The sequence below is a fragment of the Duganella paludis genome, assembly GCF_054461335.1.
This window is the reverse complement of record NZ_CM136922.1, coordinates 1,573,016-1,585,892: the sequence shown is the minus strand read 5'-3', so window position 1 is coordinate 1,585,892 and position 12,877 is coordinate 1,573,016. Positions and strand designations below refer to the sequence as shown.

Genomic DNA, 12,877 nt, shown 5'->3' with positions numbered 1-12,877 from the left:
TTAGGACGACTTCCTCACGCGCAGATACCATTCGCACAGCAAGCGCACCTGCTTGGCCGTGTAGCCTTTCTCCACCATGCGCGCGACGAAGTCGGCGTGCTTGTTGGCGTCTTCCGCGCTGGCCTTGGCGTTGAACGAAATAACCGGCAGCAGTTCTTCCGTATTCGAGAACATTTTTTTCTCGATCACCGTGCGGAATTTCTCGTAGCTGGTCCACGCCGGGTTCTTGCCCCCATTATTAGCGCGCGCCCGCAGCCCGAAGTTGACAATCTCGTTGCGGAAGTCCTTGGGGTTCGAAATCCCGGCCGGCTTCTCGATCTTCTCCAGCTCGTTGTTCAGCGACTCGCGGTCGAAGCTTTCGCCGGTATCGGGATCGCGGTATTCCTGGTCCTGGATCCAGAAGTCGGCAAAGGTCACGTAGCGGTCGAAGATGTTCTGGCCGTACTCGGAATACGATTCCAGGTAAGCGGTCTGGATTTCCTTGCCGATGAATTCGACGTAGCGCTGCGCCAGGTGCTCCTTGATATACGAGAAGTACTTCTGTTCCAGCTCGGGCGGGAACTGCTCGCGTTCGACCTGCTGCTCCAGCACGTACAGCAGGTGCACCGGATTGGCCGCCACTTCCGAATTGTCGAAGTTGAAGACCTTGGACAGGATCTTGAAGGCGAAGCGCGTCGACAGCCCGTTCATGCCTTCGTCCACGCCGGCATAGTCCACGTACTCGTGCAGCGACTTGGCTTTCGGATCGGTGTCCTTGAGGTTCTCGCCGTCGTACACCAGCATCTTGCTGTAGATGCTGGAATTTTCCGGATCTTTCAGGCGCGACAGGATGGCGAACTGCGACATCATGCGCAGCGTGCCGGGCGCGCACGGCGCTTTCGACAGCGAGGAGTTGGCCAGCAGCTTGTCGTAGATCTTGATCTCGTCCGCCACCCGCAGGCAGTACGGCACTTTGACGATGTAGATCCGGTCCAGGAATGCTTCGTTGTTGCGGTTGTTCTTGAAAGTCTTCCACTCCGACTCGTTCGAGTGCGCCAGGATGATGCCGTCGAACGGAATCGCGCCGAAGCCCTCGGTGCCCTTGTAGTTGCCTTCCTGGGTGGCGGTCAGCAGCGGGTGTAGCACCTTGATCGGCGCCTTGAACATCTCGACGAATTCCATCAGGCCCTGGTTGGCCAGGCACAGGCCGCCCGAGTAGCTGTAGGCGTCCGGATCGTCCTGCGAATAATCTTCCAGCTTGCGGATATCGACCTTACCCACCAGCGAGGAAATATCCTGGTTGTTCTCGTCGCCCGGCTCGGTCTTGGAAATGGCGACCTGCTTGAGCACCGAAGGGTAGCGCCTGACTACGCGGAACTGATTGATGTCGCCGTTGAACTCGTGCAGGCGCTTGACCGCCCATGGGCTGGGGATGTTGCGCAGGTAGCGGCGCGGGATGCCGTAGTCTTCTTCCAGCAGCACGCCGTCCTCTTCCTCGTTGAACAGGCCGAGCGGCGATTCGTTGACCGGCGAGCCCTTCAGGCAATAGAAGGGCACGTGTTCCATCAGGGACTTGAGTTTTTCGGCGATCGACGATTTACCGCCGCCCACCGGGCCCAGCAGGTAAAGGATCTGCTTGCGTTCTTCCAGGCCCTGCGCGGCGTGGCGGAAGTAGGCCACTACCTGCTCGATCACTTCCTCGGTGCCATAGAATTCGCGGAATGCCGGATAAATCTTGATGACCTTGTTAGCGAAGATGCGCGACAGCCGGGTATCGTTGCGGGTATCGACCAGGGTGGGCTCGCCGATGGCGGCCAGCATGCGCTCGGGGGCGCTGGCGTAGGTGAGTCGATCTTTTTTGCAAAGGTCGAGATATTCCTTCATGGACATCTCTTCTTCTTTGGTCCGTTCGTACCGTGCGGCGTAGTTGTCAAAAATGGTCATTTGAATGTCCTTTGATGATGGAAACTTGCTTGTCACGGGTCACCGGCAGTTCGCCTGCCCTGGCCCTGGTTCGTATCAATCCTTTCAGTCTTATTTTTCTTGTGACCAGCTTCCCTTTGGCGGCGCGGATTGCCCGCGCCTTTGAGCTGGCTTTATGGCCGGATGACGGCTTTTATGTGTTGGTCGTAACGCTTCTTACGTCTATGAAATTGATTATTGCGCTATTGGTGAAGGAAGTCAAAAGTTATGTCGTCATATCTTTAATACCCTTTTGTAACGGCCTGATTCAAAAGAAAAATATCGAATTCGCCATGACGTTTTTCGCGCGTTTTCCTAGCGTTTCGCACCACAGTATCATGCCTTTGAAAGATGTGCAGACACACTAAACGCCGCATGCGATAAGATGCCCTTATTAAGCAACCATGTAACAGGAATAAATCAAATGTTGAACGAACAATTGCGCCGCGTGTTGGAACAGATGCCGAAAGCTGAACTGCACATCCACATCGAGGGCTCGCTGGAACCCGAACTGATCTTCGCGCTGGCCGAACGCAACGGCGTCAAGCTGGCCTATGGCTCGGTGGAGGAACTGCGCGCTGCGTATGCTTTCACCGACCTGCAATCTTTTCTCGACATCTATTACGCGGGGGCCAGTGTGCTGTTGCAGGAGCAGGATTTCTACGACATGACCATGGCCTACCTCAAGCGAGCCGAGCAGGACAATGTGCGCCACACGGAAATCTTCTTCGATCCGCAGACGCACACCGCGCGCGGCGTCGACATCAAGGTGGTGATCGATGGCATTTACCGCGCGTGCCAGGACAGCCCGGTCAGCGCCACGCTGATTCTGTGCTTCCTGCGCCATCTGTCGGAGGCGGATGCGATTGCCACGCTGGAAGCGGCGCTGCCGTATCGCGACAAGTTCATCGGCGTGGGCCTGGATTCGTCGGAAGTGGGCAACCCGCCGGAGAAGTTTGCGCGCGTGTTCGCGCAGTGTCGCGAGCTGGGCTTGCACCTGGTGGCGCATGCGGGCGAGGAGGGACCGCCGGCGTACATTTACACCGCGCTTGATACGCTGAAGGTGGAGCGCATCGACCACGGCGTGCGCTGCCTAGAAGACAAGGCGCTGACCGAACGCCTGGCGCGCGAACAGATGGCGCTGACGGTGTGCCCGCTGTCCAACATCAAGCTGTGCGTGTTCGACAAGATGGAGCAGCACAATATTCTGGAGTTGCTGGATGCGGGCATTGTGGCGACCGTCAATTCGGACGACCCGGCTTACTTTGGCGGCTACATGAACGACAACTTCATCGCCACCTTCGAGGCGCTGCCGCTGGGCTTGTCGCACGCGCAGCGCCTGGCGCGCAACGGCTTCAGCGCGGCCTTCCTGCCGGCCGAGCAAAAGCAGAAATACCTCGACGAAGTGGATGCCTTCTTCTCCAAGATCTAAATGTTCAAACTCGCCTTGAAAATGACGGCACGCGATTGGCGTGCCGGCCAGTTGCGCTTTCTGCTGATCGCGCTGACGGTGGCCGTGGCCGCCTTGTCCGCCACCGGCTTCTTCATCGACCGCCTGCGCAGCGGGCTCGATCGTGACGCCCACCAGCTGCTTGGCGCCGATGTCGTCGCCAGCGCCGACCTGCCGGTACGCGCCGAGTGGCGCGCGCAGGCGCTGCAGCGCGGCCTGACCGTCACCGACACCATCAGCTTCCCCAGCATGGCCCAAGCGGGCGAGGGCGAGGATTCATCTTCCGTGCTGGCGGCCCTGAAAGCGGTCGGCCCCGGCTACCCGCTGCGCGGCAAAGTCAAAACCACCACCGACGCCGCCCAGGCCGAACAAAGCATCGGCACGCCCGCCGCCGAGGTGCCGGCCCCCGGCACCGCGTGGGTCGAGCCCGGCTTGCTGGGCAGCCTGAAAACCCAGGTCGGCCAGCAGATCCAGCTGGGCGACAAGAAATTCACCATCACCCGCCTGATCGCCGCCGAGCCGGATCGCGGCGCCAACTTCCTGGCCTTCGCGCCGCGCGTGATGTTCGCGCTGGAAGACCTGGAGGCGACCAATTTGATCCAGCCCGGTTCGCGCGTGAATTACCGCATGCTGGTCGGCGCGCCGCCGTCGCTGAAGAACGGTGCCCAGGCCGCCAAGGCCTACGAGGAGTGGCTGAAGACCGACATCAAGAACAACAACACCAAGGGCGTGCGCGTGGAGTCGCTGGACGGCCGTCCGGAAATGCAAACCACGCTGGAACGTGCCGACCGCTTCCTGTCGCTGGTCGGCCTGCTGTCGGCCATGCTGGCGGCCGTCGCCGTGGCCATGGCCGCGCGCCGCTTCATGCAGCGCCACCTGGACGCCTGCGCCATGCTGCGCTGCCTGGGCCTGACGCAGAACCAGGTCACCACCATGTACCTGATCGAATTCCTGCTGGTCGGCCTGCTGGGTAGCGCCATGGGTGTGGCGGTCGGCTTCGGCGGCCACTACGTGCTGCTGGAAGTGCTGGGCGCGCTGGTGTCGAGCGAACTGCCGGCGCCGACCATCTACCCGGCGCTGCAGGGCCTGGCCATCGGCATCCTGCTGCTGGCCGCGTTTGCGCTGCCGCCCATCCTGCAACTGCGCAAGGTGCCGCACAACCGCGTGATCCGCCGCGAGCAGGATGCGCCGCAGGTCGGCGCGCTGGCCACCTACGGCTTCGGCATGGGCGGCTTTACCGCGCTGCTGCTGTGGCAGGCGGGCGACCCGATGATGGCGCTGTACACGGCGCTCGGTTTCTTTGGTGCGTTTGCGCTGTTCGGCCTGGTCGGCTGGCTGGGCTTGAAGTCGCTGCGCTCCCTGCGCGGCGCCATCGACCATCAAAGCTGGCGCTTCGCCATCACCTCGCTGCAGCGCCGGCCCGGCGCCACCATCGTGCAGATCGTCTCGCTGGCGCTTGGCATGATGGCGCTGCTGGTGCTGACCGTGGTGCGCGGCGACCTGATGACGGCCTGGCGCAACGCCACCCCGGCCGATGCGCCGAACCGCTTCATCATCAATATCCAGCCGGAGCAGCGCGCCGAACTGGCGCAGCGCCTGCAGGCGGCGGGCGTGAGCTACGCGCCGCAGTATCCGATGATCCGTGGCCGCCTGATCCAGGTGAACGGCAAGCCGGTCACCGCCGAAACCTACACCGAGGATCGCGCGCGCGGCCTGGCCGACCGTGAGTTCAACCTGTCCACCATGGCGCAGATGCAGGTCGAGAACAAGATCGTCGACGGCAAGTGGTTCGAGGACAAGCCCGGCGCGCCGGAAGTGTCGGTGGAGGAGGGCATCGCCAAGACGCTGCGCTGGAAGTTGGGCGACAAGCTGCGCTTCGACATCGCCGGCACGCCGGTGGACGTGACCATCACCAGCATCCGCAAGCTCGATTGGGGCTCGATGCGGGTGAACTTCTTCGCCATCATCAACCCGGCGGCGATGACGGAGATTTCGCAAAGCTGGATCACCGCCTTCCACCTGCCGCAGGGCCAGGGTGCGGTGATGAACGGCCTGACGCGCGATTTCCCCAATCTGACCATCGTCGACGTCGGCGGCATCCTGCGCCAGGTGCAAGCGGTGCTGGACCAGGTGATCACGGCGGTGGAGTTCCTGTTCGTCTTCACGCTGGCCTCCGGCGTGCTGGTGCTGTACGCGGCCTTGATGGGATCGCAGGATGAACGCACACGCGAGGCCGGCCTGCTGCGCGCGCTGGGTGCGACCCGCAAGCAGCTGTCGCAGGCGCAGTTGATCGAGTTCTCTTTGGTCGGCGCGCTGTCGGGCGTGCTGGCGGCCAGCGGCGCGGCCGCCATGGGCTGGGCGCTGGCCACCTACCAGTTCAAGTTCGCCTGGAGCTTCAGTCCGATGGTGTGGCTGGTGGGCCTGGTGGCGGGCGCGCTGTGCGCCATCGCCGGCGGCTGGCTGGGCCTGCGCAACGTGCTGCGCCAGCCGCCGCTGCAAACCCTGCGCGAAGCCTAAGCCGCGATCACCTGCGGCTGCATCTCCTGCAGGAATTGTGAATAGGTGTACGGCCGTTGGTCGAAGTAGTGGGCCGGCAGGTCGAACAGCGCCCAGTAGTAAGTCTCCTTGCCCTGGCAGATGCGCGGCGCCGCGCAGTAGCGGTGCCAGTTCTCGTGCATGCTGCTGGTGTACATGCCGTCGCCGAAGGGATCGCTGAAGAAGGTCAGCACGCGCCGCTCCAGCAGCGCGTGCAGCAGCGAGCGCGGGGCGTCGCTGTCGCGGGCGATTTCGTATTGCGCGTACATGCTTTTCTCCGTTTCGATCACCATCAGCGTGGCTTTGCCGTGCTGGTCGAGGAACAGGATGCCGGTCGGATTCGGGAAGATGTAGTGCTCGACGAAGCCCAGCGTGCGCTTGAGCTCCCGCACCACTTCGGCCAGCGCCGGATCGCACAGGAAGCGGTAGTCGTGCAGCGCCACCATTTCGCGCAGCGTGTCGGAGCCGTGGTCGAAATAGGTTTCCTGCAGCGCCGCCACTTCCATTTCCAGCAGGTCCAGCGCATGTTCGTCGCTCTTCTTGATGTAGCGGTCGATCAGGCCGCGGTTGAAGGCGGTGACGGCGATCTTTTCATCGGCCGCGCCGGTGAACAGGATCTTCTTGCAGGGCAGGTGCGCCACCGCCGCGCAGAATTCCAGCCCGTTCATCTGCGGCATCGAGTAATCCACCACCAGCACCGACGGCGTGGCGAAGCGCTGCCGCTGCTCGGCGATGCGGTAGATGCGCTCCAGGTCCAGCGCCACGTTGCACTGGTCGGCCGGCAGGTTCTGCATGTCGAAGTTGACGTGCAGTGGCACGCCGTTGGCGGCGCCATCGGGCACGCTGTTGCGCAGCCAGTGCAGCGCCTCGGTGGTGTCGTGGAAGGTCTTGTTGGCCAGCGTGTGATCGAGCTGGAACGACAGGCTGCGCAGGAAGGAGTCGCTGTCGTCAACCAGTACGGTCAGCGTGGGATGGGCATAGACAGGTAGATGCATGGTTCACCTCGCGGGAAATTCCAGGACGAAGATGGCGTAGGCGCTCTCGCGCGAGACGCAACGGATGTTCGCACCCCAGGCATCCATGATTTCACGGCACAGCGCGAGTCCGATGCCGGCGCCGTTGTGCGGCGGATGCGAGTAGAAACGGTGGAAGATCAGCGACATCTGCTGCGCCGCGATGCCGCAGCCGGTGTCGATGAACAGCAGGCGCGGCGGCTGGTGCTTGCCGTCGATGACGATGCGCACGCGGCCCTTGCCGGCGCGCTGCACGGCGCGCAACGCGTTGCGCATCAGGTTGAGCAGCACCACCACGGCCAGCTCGGTCTGACCGGCGAACTGGAAATTGTCGCGCATTTCAAGGCGTACCATTTTTTGCTGCTTCTGCGTGGCGAAGGGATAGCGCTTGAGCACGGCCTCCACCACGCCTTCCATCGACACGGTTTCCACCGGGTTGAGGTTTTGCCGCACCGCCGTGGCGCTCAGCAGGAACAGGTCGATCATGTGGTTCATGTGGCGTACCTCGAACTGGATGCGCGCCAGCGCGTCGGTCATGCTGGCGCGGTCGTCCTTGCTGTGCAGCTGCGCTCCCCCCATCAGGCGCAGCAACCCGCGCACATTGGCGTCCACGCTGGTGAGCGGCGTGCGCAGCTCGTGCGCCACCGTGGCCAGGCCGGCACCCATGCCGGCCAGCTTTTCCTGCGCCAGTACATGGCGGCTGATCTTGGCGGCCGATAGCGCAGCGATGGTGAACCAGTGGATCGGCACCTGCTGCAGCACCGCGCTGCTGAGCAGCATGTCGCCCGCGCCCAGCGCCGTCGCCGCCGCGCAGGCCAGCGCCGTGCCGATGGCGTAGGCGCGCAGCGCCAGTCCGGTGTCGAAATGGAATAGCACCACCAGGCCGATCAGCAGCGACTCGCTCCACACGCCGGAGGCGTGGTTCATCAGGAACATGAAGGTGAAGAAGAACGGAAAAATATAGCTGAGCGTGACCAGCAGGTAGAGGTCGAGCATCGGCCGGCTGAACTGGCGCGCGAACAGGCCCATGGCGCACAGCAGGATGCCGAGCATGCGCAGCGGCAGCGACTCGTACTCCTGCGGGAAGAAGTGCTGCCAGATCACGTAATACAGCGGCATGCCCACCGTGCCGATGCACGCCAGTAGCAGCACGCGCACGGTCGCGTGGTCTTCGCGGCCGTGGTAAAGCAGCAGCGACTGGAGCAGCCGCTGCGTTCCGCGCTTCCAGTGTTCGTGCAGGGAGGGCCTCATGATGGCTTTTGATTTTTATCAAGCAGCAATCATCGCCCTAATTTGTAACGCATTTGCACATATTGAAACGGTAATTGATCTGCATCAATCTCGATGAGTTTTTTTCGCAGCATGGTCTGGTTTGTCATTCCTAAAAAAACAATCTTTTTTGTCCAAAGCTCAACTGGAGAAATGCCATGACCCATGCGATTGCCCAACACATCCATTCCGACTCCCTGCCCGATTTCGTTACGCGACGCATGGACTTGCATTACGTCACCCGCATCCAGCAGCTACTGGGCGGCGAACATCCCCACGCCTGGCAGCCGACCCCGGCCGGCGCCGTGTTCCTGGCGGGGAACGATTATCTGTGCATGGCGGGCGAGCCGGCGCTGGTGGGCGCGCAGGTGGCGGCCTTGCAGAACAGCCACGGCGAGCTGCTGATGTCGGCGGTCTACCTGCAGGAGGGCAGCGCCCAGCACCGGCTCGAACGCAAGCTGGCGCGCTTCATGGGCGCGGAGGACGGCATCCTGGCGCAATCCGGCTGGGCCGCCAATGTCGGCCTGGTGCAAACCCTGGCCGGTCCCGGCATTCCGGTCTACCTGGACATGCAGGCCCACGCCTCGCTGTGGGAGGGCGTGCAGTCGGCCGGCGCCATGCCGGTGTCGTTCCTGCACAACGACATGGAGCACCTGCAGAAGCAGCTGCAGCGCCATGGGCGCGGCCTGATCGGGGTCGATGCGCTGTACAGCACCAACGGCAGCCTCGCGCCGCTGATGGAGCTGGCGGACATCGCCGAGCGCAGCGGCAGCATGCTCCTGGTCGACGAATCGCACTCGCTCGGCACCCACGGTCCGCGCGGCGCCGGGCTGGTGGCGGCGCTGGGCCTGAGCGAACGGGTGCACTTCCGCACCGCCTCGCTGGCCAAGGCGTTTGCCGGGCGGGCTGGATTCATCACCTGTTCCAGCCAGTTCAAGGGCTACTTCCTGTCCGAGTCGCGCCCGGCGATCTTCAGTTCCTGTTTGCTGGGCCACGAGCTGGCATGGTTCGACGCCGCCATCGACTTCATCGCCGCCGCCGACGACCGCCGCGCCGCGCTGCTGGCCAATGCGCGCGAACTGCGCGACAGCCTGGATGCGCTGGGCTACAACGTCAGCGACGGCAGCGAGCAAATCATCGCGCTGGAGCCGGGGCCGGAACCGAAGACGCTGGCCCTGCGCAAGCTGTTGGAGCAGCATGGCGTGTACGGCGCCATGTTCTGCGCGCCGGCCACGCCGAAGAACCGCTCGCTGGTGCGGCTGACGCTTAATTCCGGCCTCGATGCGGCGCAGCTGGCGCGCATCGTCGATGCCTGCGATGCGGTGCGCGGCCAGGTCGATCTGCAGAACTGGTCTTCCACGCGGCGCCTGCGCAAGCTGGCCCTCGTATAAGCTATCATGGCGGGTATGACTGAAGAATCTCGTACCCTCTATGAAGTAATCGGCGGCGAGTCGACCATCCGCGCGATGGTCGACCGCTTTTATGACCTGATGGAACTCGAACCGGAGTTCCAGTTGCTGCGCTCCGTGCACGGCCCGTCGCTGGAGAACGCCAACCAGCGCCTGTTCATGTTCCTTAGCGGCTGGATGGGCGGCCCGGACCTGTACCAGGAAGCGCACGGCCATCCGCGCCTGCGCATGCGGCACATGCCGTTCGCCATCGGCACCCAGGAGCGCGACCAGTGGCTGCGCTGCATGGCGTGGGCGATGGAGGATGTCGGCATCGACACCGAGCTGCGCGTGCGCCTGATGAATTCCTTCTTCCAGACCGCCGACTGGATGCGCAACAAACCGGATTGATTCCATGACCCAGATCGAGTTCTTCGTGCTGTTGGCCGCCCTGGTGGCGGTGATCGCCTTGCAGGTGATGGCGTTGCTGCGCGCCAGGGGCGGCGCGGCCGGCGACCTGGCCGAACGTATTGAACGCGTCGAGCGCGAAGTGCGCATGCAGTTGCAGACCACGGCGCAAACCACCAACGCCGCCACCGTGCAGCAGTTCGAGGCCGTGCGCCGCCAGCTGGATGAACAAGGCCTGGCCGCGCGGCACGAACAGGCGCGCAGCCTCAAGCTGTTCGCCGACAGCATGAACCAGCGCATGGTGGAAGTACGCGCCACGCTGGAATTGAAGATCAAGGATCTGCAAGCCGACAACGGCGCCCGCCTGGAAGAGATGCGCAAGACGGTCGACGAAAAACTGCACGCCACGCTGGAGACGCGTTTGACTGCGTCGTTCCAGCAGGTGTCGGAACGGCTGGAGCGCGTGCACCAGGGCTTGGGCGAGATGCAGCAGCTGGCGCTGGGCGTGGGCGATTTGAAACGCGTGCTGACCAACGTGAAAACGCGCGGCACCTGGGGCGAGGTGCAGCTGGAAATGCTGCTGGAGCAGGTGCTCACCGTCGACCAGTATGCCAAGAACGTCGAGACCATCGTCGGCAGTGGCGCACGCGTGGAGTTTGCGCTCAAGCTGCCGGGCCAGACCGAAGGCGGCGCGCCGGTGTGGATGCCGATTGACGCCAAGTTCCCGAAAGAGCAGTACGAACGCCTGCTGGAAGCGGCCGACAACGCCGATGCCGATGGCGTGGCGCAGGCGGGCCGCGAGCTGGAACGCGCGGTGCGGCTGGAGGCCAAGACCATCTCCGAGAAGTACGTGTCGCCGCCGTACACCACCGACTTCGCCATCCTGTTCCTGCCGACCGAGGGCCTGTACGCGGAAGTACTGCGCCGTCCCGGCCTGGCTGACGAATTGCAGCGCGTGCACCGCATCAGCATCGCCGGGCCGTCGACGCTGACGGCACTGCTCAACAGCCTGCAGATGGGCTTCCGCACGCTGGCGCTGGAGAAGCGCTCGTCCGAAGTGTGGCAGGTGCTGGGCGCGGTGAAGACCGAGTTCTCCAAATTCGGCGACGTGCTGGCCGCGACCAAGCTAACATTGGAACGCGCGGCCAAGAATATCGAATCGGCCGAAACCCGCAGCCGCCAGATGGCGCGCAAGCTCAAGACGGTGGAGGCCTTGCCGAGCGAGCAGGCGCAATTGCTGATCGGCGCAGACCTGGACAAGATCGATCCCGACTGAGGAAGGAAGCCGCCATGCCTGCCCGCATTCCTGAGTTTCCCCCGGCCGGCATGCCGTCGGTGCAGCGCGACAAGGTGGTGAGCGCGGCGGATGCGGTCAGCCTGATCCGCGACGGCGACACCATCGCCACCGGCGGTTTCGTCGGAGTCGGCTTTGCGGAAAACATTGCGGTGGCGCTGGAGCAGCGCTTCCTGGCGGACGCCGCGCCGCGCGACCTGACGCTGGTCTATGCCGCAGGGCAGGGCGACGGCAAGGAGCGCGGCCTCAATCACTTCGGCCACGAGGGCCTGCTCAAGCGCATCGTCGGCGGCCACTGGAGCCTGGTGCCCAAGCTGCAGCAGTTGGCCATGCGGGGCAAGGTGGAAGCGTATAACCTGCCGCAAGGCGTCATCAGCCAGCTATTCCGTGACACCGCCGCCGGCAAGCCGGGCCTGCTGACCCACGTCGGCCTCGGCACCTTTGTCGATCCGCGCCACGGCGGCGGCAAGATCAACACTCGCACCACCGAGGAGCTGGTGGAACTGGTGACGCTGGGCGGCAAGGAGTACCTGTTCTACAAGACGCAGCCGGTGCACGTGGCGATCATACGCGGCACCACGGCCGACGCCAGCGGCAACGTCACCATGGAGCGCGAGGCGCTCACGCTGGAAGCGCTGGCGATCGCCATGGCCGCGCACAATTCGGGCGGCATCGTCATCGTGCAGGTGGAGCGCATTGCCGAACGCGGCACGCTCAATCCGCGCCAGGTCAAGATTCCCGGCATTCTGGTCGATTGCGTGGTGGTGGCGGAAAAGCCGGAATACCACATGCAGACCTTCGCAGAACCGTACAGCGCGGCCTTCGCCGGCGAGCTGCGCGTGCCCTTGTCGGCGGTGGCGCCGATGCCGCTGTCCGAGCGCAAGGTGATCGCGCGGCGCGCGCTGATGGAGCTGCGGCCGAACAATGTGGTCAATCTCGGCATCGGCATGCCGGAAGGCGTGGCTGCCGTCGCCGCCGAAGAGAAGCTGCTCGATCTGGTGACGCTGACGGCGGAACCGGGCGTGATCGGCGGCATGCCGGCAGCGGGCCTGAACTTCGGCGCCGCCACCAATGCGGACGCCATCATCGACCAGCCCTACCAGTTCGACTTTTACGACGGCGGCGGCCTTGATGTGGCGATTCTCGGGCTGGCGCAGGCCGACCGCCACGGCAACCTGAACGTCAGCAAATTCGGCAGCAAGCTGGCCGGCGCGGGCGGCTTCATCAACATCAGCCAGAATGCGCGCAAGGTGGTGTTCGTCGGCACCTTCACCGCCGACAAGGGCGCCACGCGCAAGTTCATCAAGGAGGTGGAGCACCGCACCTACAGCGGCGAGTATGCGGCGCGGCGCGGGCAGGAGGCGCTGTTCGTGACCGAGCGCTGCGTGTTCCGGCTGGCGCTGGAGGGCGGCATGTCCTGCCTGGAGCTGATTGAAATCGCACCGGGCGTCGACGTCGAACGCGACATCCTGGCATACATGGATTTCCGGCCCGCGATCAGTCCGCAGCTGAAGGAGATGGACGCGCGCCTGTTCGCGCCGCTGGCGATGAACTGGCGCGCCGACCTGATGCTTGTTTG

At 63.8% G+C, this 12,877-nt stretch carries 9 protein-coding genes and 1 pseudogene; 7 read left to right on the top strand and 3 right to left on the bottom strand.

The genetic code is table 11. The features are described 5' to 3' along the window. The gene (locus tag ACXZ1M_RS07105) at nt 1-1,923 is read right to left on the bottom strand and encodes a PrkA family serine protein kinase (protein WP_373988553.1); all 1,923 of its coding nucleotides are present in this window, start codon (nt 1,921-1,923) and stop codon (nt 1-3) included. A gap of 29 nt (nt 1,924-1,952) precedes the next feature. On the opposite strand from ACXZ1M_RS07105, the gene ACXZ1M_RS07100 reads away from it, so the two are divergent. From ACXZ1M_RS07100 to ACXZ1M_RS07090, 3 genes are read left to right on the top strand one after another with little or no spacing between them, the layout of a single operon-like run. Continuing rightward, entirely contained in the window at nt 1,953-2,309 is a 357-nt protein-coding gene (locus ACXZ1M_RS07100; RefSeq protein ID WP_459052486.1) for a hypothetical protein, read from the top strand. Between the two features lie 56 nt (nt 2,310-2,365). After that, on the top strand, nt 2,366-3,373 hold the full coding sequence (locus ACXZ1M_RS07095) for an adenosine deaminase (RefSeq protein WP_459052485.1): 1,008 nt from the start codon (nt 2,366-2,368) through the stop codon (nt 3,371-3,373). After that, on the top strand, nt 3,374-5,908 hold the full coding sequence (locus ACXZ1M_RS07090; protein ID WP_459052484.1) for an ABC transporter permease: 2,535 nt from the start codon (nt 3,374-3,376) through the stop codon (nt 5,906-5,908). On the opposite strand, the gene ACXZ1M_RS07085 is transcribed toward ACXZ1M_RS07090, so the two are convergent. Both ACXZ1M_RS07085 and ACXZ1M_RS07080 read right to left on the bottom strand, forming a co-directional pair. Further along, nucleotides 5,905-6,921 carry a response regulator gene (locus tag ACXZ1M_RS07085; RefSeq protein ID WP_459052483.1) on the bottom strand — a complete coding sequence of 339 codons (1,017 nt, stop codon included), beginning with the start codon at nt 6,919-6,921 and terminating at the stop codon, nt 5,905-5,907. The genes ACXZ1M_RS07090 and ACXZ1M_RS07085 overlap by 4 nt on opposite strands. Nucleotides 6,922-6,924: 3 nt before the next feature. Next, on the bottom strand, nt 6,925-8,190 hold the full coding sequence (locus tag ACXZ1M_RS07080; RefSeq protein WP_459052482.1) for a sensor histidine kinase: 1,266 nt from the start codon (nt 8,188-8,190) through the stop codon (nt 6,925-6,927). 176 nt (nt 8,191-8,366) lie between these two features. On the opposite strand from ACXZ1M_RS07080, the gene cqsA reads away from it, so the two are divergent. The 4 genes and pseudogenes from cqsA to ACXZ1M_RS07060 all read left to right on the top strand — a co-directional run. Further along, nucleotides 8,367-9,599: an alpha-hydroxyketone-type quorum-sensing autoinducer synthase gene (cqsA, locus tag ACXZ1M_RS07075; RefSeq protein ID WP_459052481.1), complete on the top strand. Its 1,233-nt coding sequence runs from the start codon at nt 8,367-8,369 to the stop codon at nt 9,597-9,599. A gap of 15 nt (nt 9,600-9,614) precedes the next feature. Further along, nucleotides 9,615-10,007 (top strand): group II truncated hemoglobin, encoded by a 393-nt coding sequence (locus tag ACXZ1M_RS07070; RefSeq protein ID WP_459052480.1) that lies wholly within the window; start codon nt 9,615-9,617, stop codon nt 10,005-10,007. A 4-nt stretch (nt 10,008-10,011) separates the two neighbouring features. Next, nucleotides 10,012-11,280: a DNA recombination protein RmuC gene (locus tag ACXZ1M_RS07065; protein WP_459052479.1), complete on the top strand. Its 1,269-nt coding sequence runs from the start codon at nt 10,012-10,014 to the stop codon at nt 11,278-11,280. A 14-nt stretch (nt 11,281-11,294) separates the two neighbouring features. Further along, a pseudogene (locus ACXZ1M_RS07060) lies at nt 11,295-12,869 on the top strand (acyl CoA:acetate/3-ketoacid CoA transferase); the annotation flags it as partial. Between the last annotated feature and the right edge of the window lie 8 nt (nt 12,870-12,877).